The following is a 16,699-nucleotide window of genomic DNA, read 5'->3' as shown; positions in this document are numbered from 1 at the left end:
CCACTTCCCAGTGGCGAACAGGTCTTTCTAACGTTGTTAGAGCTCGTCGTCGCTGTAAGCGGCGTCGTCTTCTTCAATGGCTGCTGCACGGGCGGCAAGATCGAACCCTGGAGGGGAATCCTTCAGGGACAGACCCAGCTCAACCAGCTTGGCCTTGACCTCATCGATGGACTTCGCTCCGAAGTTACGGATGTCCATGAGATCGGCCTCGGAGCGTGCGACGAGTTCACCCACGGTGTGGATGCCCTCACGCTTGAGGCAGTTGTACGAACGAACGGTCAGCTCAAGATCTTCAATGGGCAGCGCCATGTCGGCTGCCAGGGCAGCGTCGGTGGGCGATGGGCCAATCTCGATACCCTCGGCTGCGGTGTTCAGCTCGCGGGCGAGCCCGAACAGTTCCACCAGGGTGGTACCGGCCGAAGCGACTGCATCGCGGGGGGCGATAGCGTCCTTGGTTTCGACGTCAACGATCAGACGGTCGAAGTCGGTGCGCTGCTCAACACGGGTTGCTTCGACCCGGAAGGTGACCTTCAGGACCGGCGAGTAGATCGAGTCGATCGGAATACGGCCAATCTCGGAGTCACCGGACTTGTTCTGTGAGGCCGACACGTAGCCGCGCCCACGCTCGATGGTGAGTTCGAGCTCGAACTTACCCTTCGAGTTGAGGGTGGCGATGTGAAGATCCGGGTTGTGGAACTCGACACCGGCTGGCGGTGCAATGTCCGCCGCGGTGACGACGCCGGGGCCCTGCTTGCGCAGGTAGGCGACGACTGGTTCGTCATGCTCGGAAGACACGGCAAGGTTTTTGATGTTAAGGATGATCTCGGTGACATCTTCCTTGACACCTGGCACCGTGGTGAATTCGTGCAGCACTCCATCGATACGGATGCTGGTAACAGCTGCACCCGGAATCGATGAGAGCAGGGTGCGGCGAAGCGAATTTCCGAGGGTGTAGCCGAAACCGGGCTCAAGCGGCTCGATGACGAACCGTGAACGGTTGTCGGCGACGACTTCTTCAGTCAGGGTGGGGCGCTGTGCAATAAGCACTTACATTTCCTTTCAGGGAGCATCCGCTATATGACGCAACACAAATGGTGGAAAGGGACAGCTAGCAAGCAACGCTTATTAGCTTGAGGGTCGGTGTCGAACGCCGCCCTGCGTTAGCCCAGATGCTGGGATCCAACGCAGGACGGCATTCGCACCGGGAAAGCTAATTAGACGCGGCGACGCTTCGGTGGGCGGCAACCGTTGTGGGCGCTCGGGGTGACATCCTGAATGGAGCCAACCTCAAGGCCGGTAGCCTGCAGCGAGCGGATAGCCGTTTCGCGTCCTGAGCCTGGGCCCTTGACGAAAACGTCGACCTTCTTGACGCCGTGTTCCTGCGCGCGCTTCGCGGCGGCTTCAGCAGCCATCTGCGCGGCGAACGGGGTTGACTTACGAGAGCCCTTGAATCCAACTTCACCAGCGGAGGCCCACGAGATTACTGCGCCTGAGGGGTCCGTGATGGACACGATGGTGTTGTTGAACGTGCTCTTGATGTGCGCCTGTCCAAGCGCGATATTCTTCTTATCCTTGCGACGCGGCTTACGTACCGCTCCACGAGTCTTGGGGGGCATTGCTTCTCCTACGAAAGGTGATGGGTGAGGTGCCGGGACCGATGAGGGTCCGATGGCGAAGTTGCTTGATGCGACGAGCTCTAGCCAGTCACTTCAAGGGTCAGCCAGAGTTAACGCGCGGCCTTCTTCTTGCCGGCGACGGTCCGCTTTGGACCCTTACGGGTACGCGCGTTGGTTTTCGTGCGCTGTCCGCGCACAGGAAGACCACGGCGGTGGCGGATGCCTTCGTAGCTTCCGATCTCCACCTTCCGGCGGATATCGGCGGCTACCTCACGGCGGAGGTCACCTTCGACCTTGTAGTTGACTTCAATGTAGTCACGCAGCTGCAGCAGCTCCGCGTCAGTGAGGTCCTTGACGCGGGTGTCCGGGCTGATGCCCGTTTCTGCCAACGTTTTGTCTGCACGGGTCTTGCCCACGCCATAGATATAGGTAAGCGCTATCACTACCCGCTTTTCGCGGGGAATGTCTACGCCAGCGAGACGTGCCATAGTGGCGGTTCTCCTTTGGTGTTACTGGAGGTCTGAAACAGAGCGGCCTGCTGAGAAACTCAGCTCCCCGGCCTCCGTGCCCGGGGGTGTGCTCCCTCTCAACGAGGGAACTGCTCTGCTTGTATGGATGTACTGCTGCTGCGTGTGGGCTGTGCTCCTCAGGAAGAGAAGTACGTTAGCCCTGACGCTGCTTGTGGCGCGGGTTTTCGCAGATTACGAGTACGTTGCCCTTGCGGCGAACCACCTGGCACTTATCGCAGATCCGCTTGACGCTCGGCTGGACCTTCATGGTTTTCCTTTGCGTTGTTTGCAGATTGTGCTGTAACTACACTCCCTACCCTGAGTCAGGATGGGAGAATTCCTTATTTGTAGCGGTAGACGATGCGGCCTCGGGTGAGGTCGTAAGGGCTAAGCTCCACTACCACCCGGTCCTCGGGAAGGATCCGGATATAGTGCTGACGCATTTTTCCCGAGATGTGGGCAAGGACAATGTGTCCGTTGGCCAGCTCAACGCGGAACATCGCGTTGGGCAGAGCCTCGTTCACAGTGCCTTCAATCTCAATGACACCGTCTTTCTTGGCCATATCCTCCGCTAACGTCGATGCCCACCACTTTCGCGGCAGACGATTGGGTTGTGATCGTTGGCCTACTTCCACCGCAGCAGCAGATCCGGGTTACCGGACCGTGCACACGTGGGCGCCCTAAATGGGCACAGGAGTAGAGACAACCAACAGGCAACTCTACGCTATGGGCACCGAATAGTTAAATCTCGCAGCCAGCTCAGTCAGGACAGTGCGACGGGCGTGACGCCGAGCGGTTCAAGCCTCGATGCACCGCCGTCTTCGGCGCTGAGCACCCAGATGCCGCCGTCGTGAACAGCGACCGTGTGCTCCCACTGACAGGACCGCCGACCGTCGGTGGTGACTACCGTCCAGTCATCGTCGAGCAACGTCGTCTCCAGTCCCCCGAGAACCAGCATCGGCTCGATCGCAAGACACAGTCCTGGCCGGATTTTAGGACCCCGGTGGCCACTCCGGTAGTTGAGCACATCGGGCGGCTGATGCATTGCCGTGCCGATGCCATGCCCCACGTAATCCTGCAGGATCCCGAGAGGTTCGCCGTCGAGCCCTGACACATAGTCGTCGATGGCGTTGCCGATATCCCCCACATGCCGGCCGCCGGCAAGAGCGGCAATTCCATGCCACATGGCGGCTTCAGTCGCGTCGGACAGCCGCTGGTCTTCTGGCCTGGCCTGTCCCACAATGACTGAGCGCGCTGAGTCGGAGTGCCAGCCATCCACGATGGCACCGCCGTCGATCGACAGGATGTCACCGTCCTGGAGCACATAGTCTCCCGGAATGCCGTGCACCACTTCATGGTTCACCGAGGCACAGATGGATGCCGGGAACCCGTGGTAACCCAGGAAGTTGGACGTTGCACCGGATGCTTTCAGGACCCCCGCAAACACTCCATCGAGCTCGCGGGTCGTCACACCAACAGCCGCCGCCGCAACTGCTTCGTCAAGCGCCGCCGAAAGTACCAGGCCAGCCTTCCGCATCGTGCGGATCTGCTGGTTGTTCTTGTATTCGACTTTCGACTGGCGAAACATCTGACCTACCGTGAACCGTTCAGGGCGGTGACCACGCGCTCGGTCACCGTGTCGATGGCACCGATGCCGTCGACCCGCTTCACAATGCCGCGACCCTCGTACTGGGAGACAACACCCTCGGTCTGCTCGTGGTAAAGGTCCAGGCGGTGCCGGATGACCTTCTCGTTGTCGTCGCTGCGTCCATCGAGCTCTGCCCGGCCGGTCAACCGGCGCACCAGTTCCTCATCGGGCGCCGTGAGCTGCAATACCGCATCGAGGGCAAGCTCGTTGTGAGCCAGGATGTCATCCAATTCGGTCACCTGGGCCGCGGTGCGGGGGTAACCGTCGAGGAGGAAGCCCTCGCGGACGTCGTCCTCCTTGAGACGGTCCCTCACCATGGAGTTGGTGACGCTGTCAGGGACGAAATCCCCTGCGTCCATGTACTTCTTGGCTTCCAGCCCCAGTGGGGTCTCACGCTTGACGTTGTCGCGGAAGATATCCCCGGTGGAGATCGCTACGACGCCGAGCCGCTCAGAGATACGTGCGGCCTGTGTGCCTTTACCTGATCCGGGAGGACCGATTATGAGCATCCGTGTCATCGCAACAACCCTTCGTAATGACGCTGCTGAAGCTGAGCGTCGATCTGCTTCACCGTCTCGAGTCCAACGCCCACCATGATGAGGATTGAAACACCGCCGAAGGGGAAGTTCTGGTTTGCGTTGATCAGCACAAGAGCGATCAACGGGATCAGTGCGACCAGGCCCAGATAGATGGCGCCAGGCAGGGTGATGCGGGACAGCACGTACTGCAGGTACTCAGCCGTGGGCCTGCCGGCGCGGATGCCCGGGATGAAGCCGCCGTACTTCTTCATGTTCTCGGACACCTCGTCCGGGTTGAACGTGATCGCCACATAGAAGTACGTGAAGAAGACGATCATTGCGAAGTACAGGGCCATGTAGAGCGGGTGATCACCGTTAGCGAGGTACGTGGTGATGAAGTTGACCCATTCCGGCGGCGGAGTCTGGCCATCGGTCGGAGTGTTGAACTGGGCGATCAGGGTGGGCAGGTACAGCATGGAGGACGCGAAGATCACGGGGATCACGCCGGCCATGTTGACCTTGATCGGGATGTAGGTGCTGCTTCCACCAAGGGTGCGGCGGCCAACCATGCGCTTGGCGTACTGCACGGGAATACGCCGCTGGGACTGTTCGACGAAGATTACCAGGGCAACAACCACCAGACCGATGGCGATCACGGCGACGAAGACCGTCCAGCCCTGGGTCCGGAGGATTTCACCGAGGGAGGTGGGGAAGCCCGCAGCAATAGCTGTGAAGATCAGCAGCGACATGCCGTTGCCGACGCCACGTTCGGTGATGAGCTCGCCCATCCACATGATCAGGCCAGTACCGGCGGTCAGGGTGATGATGAGCAGCAGAACAGTGATGATGCTGTCGTCGGGGATGATCGGCACCGGGCAATCGCCGAGCAGCGCACCGGATCGTGCTAGGGACACAAGTGTGGTGGCGTTCAACAGGCCCAGGGCGATGGTCAGGTAACGCGTGTATTGGGTCAGGGTCGACTGACCCTGCGCGCCTTCCTGGTGCAGTTCCTGGAAACGAGGGATGACCACCCGGAGGAGTTGGGTGATGATGCTCGCCGTGATGTAGGGCATGATGCCCAGAGCGAAGATAGACACTTGCAGGAGTGCGCCACCACTGAAGAGGTTCACAAACTCGTAGAGGCCCCCCTCCGTGTTGCCGAGCTGCAAACATTGCTGGACATTGCCGTAATCCACTCCCGGTGCGGGGATGAAAGCACCCATACGGAAGATCGTGATGATTCCAAGCGTGAACAACAGCTTGCGCCGCAAGTCTGGCGTCCGGAAAGCCCGGCCAATAGCGCTAAGCAAGCGTCCTCCTGAGGGTCTTGGTGTCCATGATGGACAGATACACAACAACCGAGTCTAACGGTTGAAACCCGGTGCGTCGGACCCGGGGGTGGCTAGGTGAGCCTATGTGGCCATAAAAAACTCTTGGTGGGCCGGAATGTTCCGGCCCACCAAGAGTCTAGTTGCTAGATCGGGTAGATCACAGCGGATCTGCCTAGAGTCCGGTAACCGAACCGCCAGCTGCAGTGATCTTCTCTGCAGCACTGGCCGAGTAGGCGTGGACCGTGACATCAACCTTGACGGTGATGTCGCCGGTGCCCAGTACCTTCACGGGCTGGTTCTTGCGAACCGCACCGTTGGCTACCAGGCTGTCGACTGACACCTCGCCACCGTTGGGGTACAACTCCGAGATCTTGTCCAGGTTGACTACCTGGAACTCGACCCGGAACGGGTTCTTGAAGCCGCGCAGCTTGGGAAGGCGCATGTGCAGGGGAAGCTGTCCACCTGCGAAGCCTGCCTTGACCTGGTAACGGGCTTTGGTTCCCTTCATACCGCGTCCTGCAGTCTTACCCTTAGAGCCTTCGCCACGGCCCACGCGGGTCTTGGCGGTCTTGGCTCCCGGAGCGGGACGCAGGTGGTGGACCTTGAGCGCGTGAACGCGCTCGGTGTCCGTTGCTGTGGCTGCTGCCACTTTCTTCTCTGCCATTAGTTGGCCTCCTCAACCTTCACGAGGTGCGGAACCGTGTTGACCATGCCAACGGTAACGGCGTCAGCGGTACGGACAACAGTGTGTCCGATGCGCTTGAGACCGAGTGACCGCAGCGTGTCGCGCTGGTTCTGCTTGCCGCCAATGACGGACTTGGTTTGGGTGATTTCAAGCTTCGCTGAGCTTACTAACACGCGCTTGGGAGTTGCCATTACGCACCTGCCTTTTGTTCCTGCATTGCGCGCAGCATTGACGAGGAAGCAACCTGGTCCAGTGGCAACCCACGACGGGCGGCTACTGCCTGAGGCTCTTCCAGCCGCTTCAGCGCGTCAACGGTTGCGTGAACAATGTTGATGGCGTTTGAGGAGCCGAGTGATTTGGACAGGACGTCGTGGATGCCGACGCATTCCAGTACAGCGCGCACCGGGCCACCGGCGATAACGCCGGTACCTGGGGAGGCTGGGCGGAGCAGGACTACGCCTGCGGCCGCTTCACCCTGTACCAGGTGAGGAACGGTGCCACCGATGCGGGGAACCTTGAAGAAGGACTTCTTGGCCTCTTCAACGCCCTTCGCGATTGCTGACGGAACTTCCTTGGCCTTGCCGTAACCGACACCAACCATGCCGTTACCGTCGCCGACGACGACCAGGGCTGTGAAGCTGAAGCGCCGTCCACCCTTGACCACCTTTGACACACGGTTGATAGCAACCACGCGCTCGACAAACTTGTCCTTGTCGTCGCGTCCGCCATCGCGGCCACCACGGCCACCGTCGCGGCCGCCACGGCCACCGTCACGGCCGCCGGCGCCGCTGTTGCGGCCACCGCGTTCACCGCGAGCACCACCCTTGCGGTCGTCGGCTGCTGCCGTTGCGGGTGCTTCTGCAGCCGAAGCTGCAGCAGCAGGCTGTTCAGTACCTGTACTCAATTCAGGTTCCTTTGCATTGTTTTCCTCGGTCACAGTGCCAACCCACCTTCGCGGGCGCCATCTGCGATGGCGGCAATGCGGCCGTGGTACTTGTTGCCGCCGCGGTCGAAGACAACAGCTTCGATTCCAGCAGCCTTGGCACGCTCAGCAACGAGGTTGCCCACGCGCTTGGCCTTGGCAGTCTTGTCGCCATCGAATGCCCGCAGATCGGCTTCCAACGTGGAGGCCGAGGCAACAGTGACACCGAGTGCGTCGTCGACAACCTGAACGAACATGTGGCGTGCAGACCGGTTGACTACCAGCCGCGGGCGAACCGCGGTTCCGGTGATGCGCTTGCGCACACGGAGGTGGCGACGTCCACGCTGGGCGGACTTGCTCTTGGAGCTTCGCTTCTTATTAATGCTGATAGCCATGATTATTTACCAGACTTTCCGACTTTACGGCGAACAACTTCGCCTGCGTAGCGCACGCCCTTGCCCTTATAGGGGTCCGGCTTCCGCAGCTTGCGGATGTTAGCGGCGACTTCGCCGACCTGCTGCTTGCTGATGCCGGAGACGGAAACCTTGGTGGGTCCCTCAACGGTCAGAGTGATGCCTTCCGGTGCCTTGACGGCTACCGGGTGGCTGAAGCCCAGTGCGAACTCCAGATCGGAACCCTTGGCCTGCACACGGTAACCGGTGCCGACAATTTCGAGGTTCTTCTTGTATCCGTCGGTCACACCGATGATCATGTTGGAGATCAGGGTGCGGGTCAGGCCGTGCAGCGAACGCGATTCGCGCTCGTCGTTCGGCCGGGAGACGGTCAGTGTGCTCTCATCAAGTTCGACCAGGATCGGGCTGGGCACAGTGTGGCTCAGCTCGCCCTTGGCTCCCTTGACGGACACCAGGTTACCGGCGACTTTTACCTCAACACCCGCGGGAACGGAGATGGGGAGACGTCCAATACGTGACATGTGTTTACTCCTTCTCTGTTCCGGCTACCAGACGTAGGCGAGGACTTCCCCACCCACGCCCTTCTTGGATGCCTGGCGGTCTGTCAGCAGCCCTGAGGATGTGGACAGAATGGCGATACCGAGTCCACCCAAAACGTGGGGCAGGTTGGTGGACTTCGCGTAAACGCGCAGTCCCGGCTTGGAGATGCGGCGGATGCCGGCGATTGAACGCTGGCGCTCAGGACCGAACTTGAGGTCGATGGTCAGCTTCTTGCCAACCTCCGCTTCCTCTTCCTTCCAGCCCGCGATGTAGCCTTCAGCCTTCAGGATGTCGGCTACGCGAGCTTTGAGCTTGCTGTATGGCATGCTCACGGTGTCGTGGTATGCGGAGTTTGCGTTGCGCAGACGTGTCAGCATGTCTGCCACAGGATCTGTCATTGTCATGTGGGCTCTTGCCCTTCCTCGTAACGGTTTCCGGGGCCCGGTTTAGGGTGTTCGGCTTGCGCCCTGCCCTGCCCGGTACGGACCTGGAACGTAGTTAGATTAATCTTCGGATTTGAACGGGAAGCCGAGCGCTTTGAGCAGTGCGCGGCCTTCGTCGTCGGTCTTTGCTGTGGTGACAACGGTGATGTCCATGCCACGTACGCGGTCGATCTTGTCCTGGTCGATCTCGTGGAACATTGACTGTTCCGTGAGGCCGAAGGTGTAGTTGCCGTTTCCGTCGAACTGGCGGCCGCTGAGGCCACGGAAGTCGCGGATACGGGGCAGTGCAAGCGAGACCAGACGGTCTACGAATTCCCACATGCGGTCGCCACGAAGAGTTGCGTGGCAGCCAATGGGCATTCCCTCGCGCAGCTTGAACTGTGCGATGGACTTGCGGGCCTTGGTGACCTGAGGCTTCTGACCGGTGATCTGGGTCATGTCGCGCACAGCACCATCAATGAGCTTGGAGTCCTTGGCGGCATCTCCAACACCCATGTTCACAACAACCTTAACCAGGCGTGGAACCTGGTTGACGTTGGTGTAACCGAATTCTTCCTGCAGACCGGACTTGATTTCAGCGGCGTAGCGCGTCTTCAGGCGCGGGGAGATCTTTGTCTCTACGGCTTCGGTAGTCATTAGAGATCCTTCCCTGATGCCTTGGCGACGCGGATCCGGACCGTACGCTCTTTACCGTCTTTCTCGACGGTATCGATGCGGTAACCGACGCGGGTCGGCTTGTTGGTCTCAGGGTCAACCACTGCAACGTTGCTGATATGGATGGGGGCTTCAATGACCTCGATGCCACCGGTCTTGGAGCCGCGCTGCGACTGGCCAACCTTGGTGTGGCGCGTGACGCGGTTGATTCCCTCGACAAGTACGCGGTTGTTTTCGCGGAATACGCGAAGAACCTTGCCCTGCTTGCCACGGTCTCCGCCGCGTTCCTGCTTGGCACCGCTGATGACCTGAACCAGGTCACCCTTCTTGATCTTGAATTTCACTGTCTTGTTCGCTCCCATGGGTTAGAGCACCTCCGGCGCTAGCGAGATGATCTTCATGAAGCGCTTGTCGCGGAGTTCGCGACCAACGGGACCGAAGATACGCGTACCGCGTGGGTCGCCGTCTGTCTTCAAGATCACCGCAGCGTTCTCGTCAAACTTGATGTAGGAACCATCCGCACGGCGGCGTTCCTTCTTGGTGCGGACGATGACCGCCTTGACGACGTCGCCCTTCTTGACGTTGCCGCCGGGAATTGCGTCCTTGACGGTGGCCACGATGACGTCACCGATGCCTGCGTAGCGGCGTCCGGATCCACCGAGAACGCGAATGGTCAAGATTTCCTTGGCACCCGTGTTGTCGGCGACCTTTAGCCGCGACTCCTGCTGAATCACTTATTACTCCTGTCGTCGCGCTGGTTCTCTCAACGAGCCTTGCGGAACGGATATGGGTTGGCCCCGTAATACTGGTCCTCAGCCTGCGCGGGCGCGAACACGCCAACGCAAAGAATGCTGAACAAGATTATCGGGCTTTTGTCTCAATCGCCGGTGTGGAAGCACGTACCTCTAACCCACCGGACAGACAAGATTTTCATCTTATCGCGAAAGCGCCCCGGACGCGAAATCGCTGGTGCGATAACTCGTCCGGGGCGCAGTCGTGAACTGCAGAATCCCTGAAGGGACCTACTTGGCGCGCTCGATAACCTCGACCAGGCGCCACCGCTTGGTAGCGGACAGCGGGCGGGTCTCGCTGATGAGAACGTGATCGCCGATGCCGGCGGTGTTCTCTTCGTCGTGGACCTTGACCTTGGTGCTGCGGCGAAGAACCTTGCCGTATAGCGCGTGCTTCACACGGTCTTCAACCTGCACCGTGATCGTCTTTTCCATCTTGTCCGAAACTACGTAGCCACGACGGGTCTTACGGTAGCCGCGGGCGAGATCGTCCGACGTCGTTGCTTCACTCTTCTGTTCACTCACTTGGCGTCCTCCTGAGAAGCCTCGGTGCCTGCAGCAGGTGTGCCTGCGTCCGGCGTGCCCGCATCCGGGGCGTCTTTGGTGGAGGCCTTCTTGGACTTCTTGGCCTTTTCAGGCTTTGCTTCCTCAACGGGAGCAACATAGTCAGGCCGAATGCCGAGCTCACGCTCACGCATCACCGTGTACAGGCGTGCGATGTCGCGCTTTACCGAGCGGAGACGCCCGTGGTTTTCCAACTGTCCGGTTGCGGACTGGAAGCGCAGGTTGAACAGCTCTTCCTTGCCCTTCCGGAGTTCCTCGACCAGGCGATCACGATCGAAGCCGTCCAGCTGCTCGGATGTCAGTTCCTTTGAACCAATAGCCATATCTACTCACCACCTTCACGACGCACAATGCGTGCCTTCAACGGCAGCTTGTGGATTGCTAGGCGCAGGGCTTCGCGGGCTACCTCTTCTGATACACCGGAAAGTTCAAAAAGAACCCGACCCGGCTTGACGTTCGATACCCACCACTCAGGGGAGCCCTTACCGGAACCCATACGGGTTTCAGCAGGCTTCTTGGTTAGTGGGCGGTCAGGATAAATGTTGATCCAGACCTTGCCGCCACGCTTGATGTGGCGGGTCATGGCAATACGTGCAGCTTCAATCTGACGGTTGGTGACGTATGCCGGGCTCAGAGCCTGGATACCCCATTCACCGAAGCTGACCTGCGTGCCACCGGTAGCAGCGCCGGAACGACCCGGGTGGTGCTGCTTACGGAACTTGACTCGACGTGGGATAAGCATTTAAGCCTGTCCTCCTTCCGCTGCTGCCGGAGCTGCAGCTTCAGCCGGTGCGGCAGTTGCCTGCGCCTCGGTGGGAGCGGAACCGGCAGGGTTACGTCGACGACGGTCAGCGCCGCGGTCTCCGCCACGGTCAGCTCCCGCTGGGCCACGGCTCGGACGATCGCTTCCGCCGCCACGTCCACGGGACGGTGCAGCTGCAGCCTGGGCTGCGAGCTCCTTGGCGGTGATGTCGCCCTTGTAGATCCAGACCTTCACGCCGATACGGCCGAAGGTGGTCTTGGCTTCGAAGAACCCGTAGTCGATATTCGCCCGAAGGGTGTGCAGGGGCACACGGCCTTCACGGTAGAACTCGGAACGGCTCATTTCGGCGCCACCCAGACGACCGGAGCACTGGACACGGATGCCCTTGGCGCCGGCGCGCTGCGCTGACTGCATAGCCTTCTTCATCGCACGGCGGAACGCCACGCGTGAGGAGAGCTGCTCTGCAACGCCCTGGGCTACAAGCTGAGCTTCCATCTCGGGGTTCTTGACCTCGAGGATGTTGAGCTGAACCTGCTTGCCGGTCAGTTTCTCCAGCTCGCCGCGGATGCGGTCTGCTTCGGCGCCGCGGCGACCGATAACGATACCGGGACGGGCAGTGTGGATATCCACACGGACACGATCACGGGTGCGCTCGATCTCAACCTTGGCGATACCGGCACGGTCCATGCCTGTGGCCATCAGCTGACGGATCTTGATGTCCTCGCGGACATAATCCTTGTACCGCTGACCGGGCTTGTTGCTGTCGGCAAACCAGTGCGAACGGTGGTCCGTGGTGATACCGAGCCTGAACCCATGCGGGTTTACTTTCTGTCCCACTAGCGGACCTGCGCTTTCTCAGGGGTGGCTACTACAACTGTGATGTGGCTAGTCCGCTTCAAAATGCGGAATGCACGGCCCTGGGCGCGCGGCCGGAACCGCTTCATCGTGGGGCCCTCATCAACAAATGCCTCGCTGATGAACAGGTTATCCTCGTCGAATGCGACGCCATCCCGGTCCGCGAGGACTCGGGCGTTGGCGACGGCCGACTGTACTACCTTGAATACCGGCTCTGAAGCTGCCTGTGGGGCGAACTTCAGTATTGCCAGAGCCTCATTCGTCTGCTTGCCACGAACCAGGTTGACGACGCGCCGGGCCTTCATAGGCGTGACACGCGAAAAACGCGCAACTGCCTTGGCTTCCATTGCTTTCCTTCTCTCGTCTTCTGCCGCTCGAGCAGCGCCTAGCGGCGCTTGCCCTTGCGGTCGTCCTTTACATGGCCGCGGAAGGTCCGCGTCGCAGCGAATTCGCCGAGCTTGTGCCCGACCATTGACTCTGTGACAAACACCGGGATGTGCTTGCGCCCGTCGTGCACGGCGATCGTGTGCCCCAGCATGTCGGGGATGATCATTGAGCGGCGGGACCACGTCTTGATGACGTTCTTGGTGCCCTTGTCGTTTTCACGAGCGACCTTCACAAAAAGGTGCTGATCGACGAAGGGGCCTTTCTTCAGGCTGCGTGGCATGTCTCCAGGCTCCTATCGCTTGTTCTTGCCGGAACGACGGCGACGCACAATCAGTGAGTCGCTCTCTTTGTTTTTGCGGCGGGTACGGCCTTCGGCCTTACCGTTCGGGTTCACCGGGTGACGGCCACCAGAGGTCTTACCTTCACCACCACCATGTGGGTGATCAACCGGGTTCATGGCAACGCCACGAACGGTTGGGCGGACGCCCTTCCAGCGCATACGGCCGGCCTTGCCCCAGTTGATGTTGGACTGTTCTGCGTTTCCAACTTCACCGATGGTGGCCCGGCAGCGAACATCCACATTGCGGATTTCACCGGAGGGGAGGCGGAGCTGCGCGAAGCGGCCCTCTTTGGCAACCAGCTGGACCGACGCACCTGCCGAGCGAGCCATCTTGGCCCCGCCGCCTGGACGCAGTTCCACAGCGTGGATCACGGTACCAACCGGGATGTTACGCAGTGGCAGGTTGTTGCCTGGCTTGATGTCAGCGCCGGCTCCGGCTTCCACCGTGTCGCCCTGCTTCAGGCGGTTCGGTGCAACGATGTAGCGCTTGGTGCCGTCAACGTAGTGGAGAAGCGCAATGCGAGCCGTGCGGTTGGGATCGTATTCGATCTCAGCAACACGTGCGTTGACGCCGTCCTTGTCGTGGCGACGGAAGTCAATCAGGCGGTACTGGCGCTTGTGGCCACCGCCCTTGTGACGGGTCGTGATCCGACCGGTGTTGTTACGACCACCCTTTTTAGGGAGGGGACGCACCAGGGATTTTTCCGGGGTGGACCGAGTGATTTCTGCGAAGTCAGCAACGCTCGAGCCGCGACGGCCGGGGGTTGTTGGCTTGTACTTAAGAATAGCCATGTGTCATTTCCTCGTTAAAGTGGTCTCCGCCCTAAGAGAGCGGACCGCCGAAGATGTCGATCGTTCCTTCTTTGAGGGTCACGATGGCACGCTTGGTAGCCTTCCGCTGACCCCAGCCGAAGCGGGTGCGCTTGCGCTTACCCGAACGATTGAGAGTGTTGATCGAGTCGACCTTGACGGAGAAAATCTTCTCCACGGCCAGCTTGATCTCTGTCTTGTTTGAGCGCGGGTCGACCAGGAAGGTGTACTTACCCTCGTCGATCAGGCCGTAGCTCTTTTCCGAGACGACCGGCGCAAGGACGACGTCGCGGGGATCTTTGGAGATGGTCGCGCTCACTTGGCGTCCTCCGTAGCTGTTGTGCTCTCGTCAGCATCTACGGTCGTGCCGGTGGAACCGACGAACGTGTCGTAAGCGGCCTTCGTGAAGATCACGTCATCGGAAACCAGCACGTCATAGGTGTTGAGCTGGTCAACATAGAGGACGTGTACTTCCGGGACGTTCCGCACGGACAGTGCCGTGAGATCGTTGGCGCGCTCAATAACGATGAGCAGGTGTGGACGCTCCGAGATGCTGCGAAGCGCGTCGATTGCACCCTTGGTGGACGGCTTCTCGCCGGATACCAGGGATTCAAGAACGTGGATACGACCGTTGCGTGCCCGATCAGAAAGTGCACCGCGCAGGGCGGCTGCCTTCATCTTCTTGGGGGTGCGCTGGCTGTAGTCGCGTGGGGTGGGTCCGTGAACAACGCCGCCACCGGTCATGTGAGGGGCGCGGATCGAACCCTGACGGGCGCGACCTGTTCCCTTCTGCTTGAACGGCTTGCGGCCTGCGCCGGATACCTCTGCACGGGTCTTCGTCTTGTGCGTACCCTGGCGGGCAGCTGCAAGCTGAGCCACGACGACCTGGTGCAGCAAGGGCACGTTGGTCTGCGTGTCGAAGATCTCTGCGGGGAGATCGACCTTTACAGTGTTGACAACTGAGTTGGTGACCATGTTGGTCATGCTCCCTTCACGGCGGTGCGTACGAGGACGACCTGGCCGCGGGCGCCGGGGACGGCACCCTTGATGAGCAGCAGCGACTTCTCGGCATCCACACCGTGAACCGTGAGGTTCAGAGTGGTCTGACGAACGGCACCCATACGGCCTGCCATTTTCATGCCCTTGAAGACGCGGCTGGGGGTGGACGCGCCACCGATCGAGCCGGGCTTGCGGTGGTTCTTGTGGGCACCGTGGGATGCGCCGACGCCGTGGAAGCCGTGACGCTTCATAACACCGGCGAAGCCCTTGCCCTTGGTGGTGCCGATGACGTCGACCTTCTGGCCGGCTTCGAAGATCTCCACGGAGAGCTCCTGGCCCAGCGAGTAGGTGTCAGCATCGGAGGTACGCAGCTCAACGACGTGGCGGCGCGGCGTGACGCCGGCCTTTTCGAAGTGACCTGCCAGAGGCTTGGTCACCTTGCGGGGGTCGATCTGGCCGAACCCGATCTGGACGGCGGTGTAGCCATCCTGGTCCGCTGAACGGAGCTGGGTAATGACGTTGGAGTCAGCCTGGACGACGGTAACCGGCACGAGCAGGTTGTTTTCATCCCAGACCTGGGTCATGCCGAGCTTGGTGCCCAGAAGACCCTTGACCTGACGCGTAAGTGAAGTAGACATTATGATCCGCTCTCCCTTACAGCTTGATTTCGATGTTCACGTCCGCAGGCAGGTCGAGACGCATCAGCGAATCAACGGCCTTGGGCGTGGGGTCAATGATGTCGATCAGACGCTTGTGTGTACGCATTTCGAAGTGCTCGCGGCTGTCCTTGTACTTGTGCGGTGAGCGGATAACGCAGTACACGTTCTTCTCCGTCGGCAGTGGCACTGGGCCAACAACCGTAGCGCCTGCGCGCGTCACCGTCTCAACGATCTTCCGTGCTGATACGTCGATGACCTCGTGGTCATACGACTTCAGCCGGATGCGGATTTTTTGTCCCGCCATGGCGTCTCGACTCTCTCTCTCAAGAATTCTTGAATATCTGTCAGTTCCTGCACGTGCTGCGCCCGTTGCACTGGCGCTCCTCCCACAGACTGAATCCGGAAGTTTCCGGGTTCCTCACCCTGTGGAGGTACCGACCCCCGCGCTCGGGCGTGTCGTGGATTCTTCGCAAACTGCTCCTCAGAATGCATCCACGTTTCCAGCCCAGCTGAATTGGGGGTGGTTATATTTGGGCTAACCGCCCGGTGAACACTGACCCTGCATCAGGCATTATCCTGACCGGGACGGTATCTCAAACCGCGCGCGCAAGCGCTTGAACAACTTGTCCAGTTTGCCAGATATCAGTGCAGAAGGCGAATCAGGGTTCCGACACGCCGCCAGCTGTGCTCCGACCGTGGATGACGCCAGCCCAAAAGCGGCAAACGAGCCACATATAGAAGGGGCGCTTGCGGATTTCTGCTGCGTTAGTCCGATTCAACACCGCCGGCCGCGGGACTTACGGCCTTCCCGTGACCGGACGGCCAGCTTCCAGTCCCTTGGAGACGAGCAAAGAGAGCAGCCGCTCCGGCTTGTAGACGTCCTCCCAGATCCAACGCGCCACAGTGAACCCCAGCGCGCGCAGCCGATCCTCGCGGATCTTCTCGTCGACCACCCGCTGGCTGGCACTACGGCCACCCATGTACTCGGGCTTCTGGTACTTCACCAGGCCATCGAATTCGCCGATAAGTCTCCGCTCCCGCCAGTAGAAGTCGGTCTGGGCGACGAAGCCATGTGCATCGGTGAACGTTGCTTGAAGCTCCGGCGACTCTATACCCAAGAGCGCCATCTGCGTCAGGCTGGCAGACTCACCGGGTGAGTGTCAAGGGCCAGTTAAAGGTGCCCACGGGTGGCCAGCATTACTGCCCGCTGGTGGCCATGAAAACTGCCCGGTCATGGCCATCGGATCTGCCC

29 protein-coding genes are annotated in these 16,699 nt (G+C 60.3%); all 29 read right to left on the bottom strand.

Translation table 11 applies throughout. The features are described from left to right. Window positions 1-36 precede the first annotated feature (36 nt). The 29 genes from IWX62_RS04490 to IWX62_RS04350 all read right to left on the bottom strand — a co-directional run bounded on the left by IWX62_RS04490 (window position 37) and on the right by IWX62_RS04350 (window position 16,574). Window positions 37-1,047: a DNA-directed RNA polymerase subunit alpha gene (locus IWX62_RS04490; protein WP_196840182.1), complete on the bottom strand. Its 1,011-nt coding sequence runs from the start codon at window positions 1,045-1,047 to the stop codon at window positions 37-39. 167 nt (window positions 1,048-1,214) lie between these two features. Next, on the bottom strand, window positions 1,215-1,616 hold the full coding sequence (rpsK, locus tag IWX62_RS04485; protein WP_019481517.1) for a 30S ribosomal protein S11: 402 nt from the start codon (window positions 1,614-1,616) through the stop codon (window positions 1,215-1,217). A 110-nt stretch (window positions 1,617-1,726) separates the two neighbouring features. Then, entirely contained in the window at window positions 1,727-2,104 is a 378-nt protein-coding gene (gene rpsM / locus IWX62_RS04480; RefSeq protein ID WP_196840181.1) for a 30S ribosomal protein S13, read from the bottom strand. 175 nt (window positions 2,105-2,279) lie between these two features. Continuing rightward, on the bottom strand, window positions 2,280-2,393 hold the full coding sequence (gene rpmJ, locus IWX62_RS04475) for a 50S ribosomal protein L36 (RefSeq protein ID WP_024475611.1): 114 nt from the start codon (window positions 2,391-2,393) through the stop codon (window positions 2,280-2,282). A gap of 73 nt (window positions 2,394-2,466) precedes the next feature. Continuing rightward, a complete protein-coding gene (gene infA / locus IWX62_RS04470; protein WP_019481515.1) occupies window positions 2,467-2,688 on the bottom strand; it encodes a translation initiation factor IF-1 in 222 nt (73 codons plus the stop codon). Between the two features lie 200 nt (window positions 2,689-2,888). Next, window positions 2,889-3,713 (bottom strand): type I methionyl aminopeptidase, encoded by an 825-nt coding sequence (map, locus tag IWX62_RS04465; RefSeq protein WP_196840180.1) that lies wholly within the window; start codon window positions 3,711-3,713, stop codon window positions 2,889-2,891. 5 nt (window positions 3,714-3,718) lie between these two features. Continuing rightward, window positions 3,719-4,291, bottom strand: a complete 573-nt coding sequence (locus tag IWX62_RS04460; RefSeq protein ID WP_196840179.1) for an adenylate kinase — start codon at window positions 4,289-4,291, stop codon at window positions 3,719-3,721. Then, window positions 4,288-5,601 (bottom strand): preprotein translocase subunit SecY, encoded by a 1,314-nt coding sequence (gene secY / locus IWX62_RS04455; RefSeq protein ID WP_196840178.1) that lies wholly within the window; start codon window positions 5,599-5,601, stop codon window positions 4,288-4,290. The genes IWX62_RS04460 and secY overlap by 4 nt, the downstream gene beginning before the upstream one ends. 193 nt (window positions 5,602-5,794) lie before the next feature. Then, complete coding sequence (gene rplO, locus IWX62_RS04450) at window positions 5,795-6,286, bottom strand: 50S ribosomal protein L15 (protein WP_196840177.1); 492 nt, start codon at window positions 6,284-6,286, stop codon at window positions 5,795-5,797. After that, a complete protein-coding gene (rpmD, locus tag IWX62_RS04445; protein WP_196840176.1) occupies window positions 6,286-6,498 on the bottom strand; it encodes a 50S ribosomal protein L30 in 213 nt (70 codons plus the stop codon). Before rpmD ends, rplO begins: the two co-directional genes overlap by 1 nt. After that, window positions 6,498-7,211, bottom strand: coding sequence for a 30S ribosomal protein S5 (gene rpsE, locus IWX62_RS04440; protein WP_196840175.1), 714 nt, complete (start codon window positions 7,209-7,211; stop codon window positions 6,498-6,500). Before rpsE ends, rpmD begins: the two co-directional genes overlap by 1 nt. Window positions 7,212-7,240: 29 nt before the next feature. Then, window positions 7,241-7,624: a 50S ribosomal protein L18 gene (rplR, locus tag IWX62_RS04435; RefSeq protein ID WP_196840174.1), complete on the bottom strand. Its 384-nt coding sequence runs from the start codon at window positions 7,622-7,624 to the stop codon at window positions 7,241-7,243. Window positions 7,625-7,626: 2 nt separating this feature from the next. Then, window positions 7,627-8,163 carry a 50S ribosomal protein L6 gene (gene rplF / locus IWX62_RS04430; RefSeq protein ID WP_196840173.1) on the bottom strand — a complete coding sequence of 179 codons (537 nt, stop codon included), beginning with the start codon at window positions 8,161-8,163 and terminating at the stop codon, window positions 7,627-7,629. Window positions 8,164-8,187: 24 nt separating this feature from the next. Beyond that, window positions 8,188-8,586 (bottom strand): 30S ribosomal protein S8, encoded by a 399-nt coding sequence (rpsH, locus tag IWX62_RS04425; protein ID WP_019481506.1) that lies wholly within the window; start codon window positions 8,584-8,586, stop codon window positions 8,188-8,190. A 99-nt stretch (window positions 8,587-8,685) separates the two neighbouring features. Continuing rightward, the gene (gene rplE, locus IWX62_RS04420; protein ID WP_019481505.1) at window positions 8,686-9,261 is read right to left on the bottom strand and encodes a 50S ribosomal protein L5; all 576 of its coding nucleotides are present in this window, start codon (window positions 9,259-9,261) and stop codon (window positions 8,686-8,688) included. After that, window positions 9,261-9,641 carry a 50S ribosomal protein L24 gene (rplX, locus tag IWX62_RS04415; RefSeq protein ID WP_196840172.1) on the bottom strand — a complete coding sequence of 127 codons (381 nt, stop codon included), beginning with the start codon at window positions 9,639-9,641 and terminating at the stop codon, window positions 9,261-9,263. The genes rplE and rplX overlap by 1 nt, the downstream gene beginning before the upstream one ends. A 3-nt stretch (window positions 9,642-9,644) precedes the next feature. Beyond that, window positions 9,645-10,013: a 50S ribosomal protein L14 gene (rplN, locus tag IWX62_RS04410; protein WP_019481503.1), complete on the bottom strand. Its 369-nt coding sequence runs from the start codon at window positions 10,011-10,013 to the stop codon at window positions 9,645-9,647. A gap of 288 nt (window positions 10,014-10,301) precedes the next feature. Beyond that, complete coding sequence (gene rpsQ, locus IWX62_RS04405) at window positions 10,302-10,595, bottom strand: 30S ribosomal protein S17 (RefSeq protein WP_019481502.1); 294 nt, start codon at window positions 10,593-10,595, stop codon at window positions 10,302-10,304. Continuing rightward, window positions 10,592-10,957 carry a 50S ribosomal protein L29 gene (rpmC, locus tag IWX62_RS04400; RefSeq protein WP_196840171.1) on the bottom strand — a complete coding sequence of 122 codons (366 nt, stop codon included), beginning with the start codon at window positions 10,955-10,957 and terminating at the stop codon, window positions 10,592-10,594. Before rpmC ends, rpsQ begins: the two co-directional genes overlap by 4 nt. 2 nt (window positions 10,958-10,959) lie before the next feature. Continuing rightward, window positions 10,960-11,376, bottom strand: coding sequence for a 50S ribosomal protein L16 (gene rplP / locus IWX62_RS04395; protein ID WP_196840170.1), 417 nt, complete (start codon window positions 11,374-11,376; stop codon window positions 10,960-10,962). Next, window positions 11,377-12,234 carry a 30S ribosomal protein S3 gene (rpsC, locus tag IWX62_RS04390; protein ID WP_019481499.1) on the bottom strand — a complete coding sequence of 286 codons (858 nt, stop codon included), beginning with the start codon at window positions 12,232-12,234 and terminating at the stop codon, window positions 11,377-11,379. Then, entirely contained in the window at window positions 12,234-12,599 is a 366-nt protein-coding gene (gene rplV, locus IWX62_RS04385) for a 50S ribosomal protein L22 (protein ID WP_026553530.1), read from the bottom strand. Before rplV ends, rpsC begins: the two co-directional genes overlap by 1 nt. Window positions 12,600-12,637: 38 nt before the next feature. Further along, entirely contained in the window at window positions 12,638-12,919 is a 282-nt protein-coding gene (rpsS, locus tag IWX62_RS04380; RefSeq protein WP_019481497.1) for a 30S ribosomal protein S19, read from the bottom strand. A gap of 12 nt (window positions 12,920-12,931) precedes the next feature. Further along, window positions 12,932-13,771, bottom strand: a complete 840-nt coding sequence (gene rplB / locus IWX62_RS04375) for a 50S ribosomal protein L2 (RefSeq protein WP_196840169.1) — start codon at window positions 13,769-13,771, stop codon at window positions 12,932-12,934. Window positions 13,772-13,802: 31 nt separating this feature from the next. Continuing rightward, window positions 13,803-14,108, bottom strand: coding sequence for a 50S ribosomal protein L23 (gene rplW, locus IWX62_RS04370; protein WP_196840168.1), 306 nt, complete (start codon window positions 14,106-14,108; stop codon window positions 13,803-13,805). Next, the gene (gene rplD, locus IWX62_RS04365; RefSeq protein WP_196840167.1) at window positions 14,105-14,773 is read right to left on the bottom strand and encodes a 50S ribosomal protein L4; all 669 of its coding nucleotides are present in this window, start codon (window positions 14,771-14,773) and stop codon (window positions 14,105-14,107) included. Before rplD ends, rplW begins: the two co-directional genes overlap by 4 nt. Then, complete coding sequence (rplC, locus tag IWX62_RS04360) at window positions 14,770-15,426, bottom strand: 50S ribosomal protein L3 (RefSeq protein ID WP_196840166.1); 657 nt, start codon at window positions 15,424-15,426, stop codon at window positions 14,770-14,772. Before rplC ends, rplD begins: the two co-directional genes overlap by 4 nt. Window positions 15,427-15,442: 16 nt before the next feature. Continuing rightward, window positions 15,443-15,751, bottom strand: a complete 309-nt coding sequence (rpsJ, locus tag IWX62_RS04355; RefSeq protein ID WP_003803825.1) for a 30S ribosomal protein S10 — start codon at window positions 15,749-15,751, stop codon at window positions 15,443-15,445. Window positions 15,752-16,244: 493 nt separating this feature from the next. Continuing rightward, window positions 16,245-16,574 (bottom strand): hypothetical protein, encoded by a 330-nt coding sequence (locus IWX62_RS04350; RefSeq protein ID WP_196840165.1) that lies wholly within the window; start codon window positions 16,572-16,574, stop codon window positions 16,245-16,247. Between the last annotated feature and the right edge of the window lie 125 nt (window positions 16,575-16,699).

Origin of the sequence: Arthrobacter sp. CAN_A1, from assembly GCF_015751665.1 — a bacterium.
Taxonomy (GTDB): domain Bacteria; phylum Actinomycetota; class Actinomycetes; order Actinomycetales; family Micrococcaceae; genus Arthrobacter_D.
Note: the sequence above shows the minus strand (reverse complement) of the source record. Positions and strands in the feature narration are given on the sequence as shown.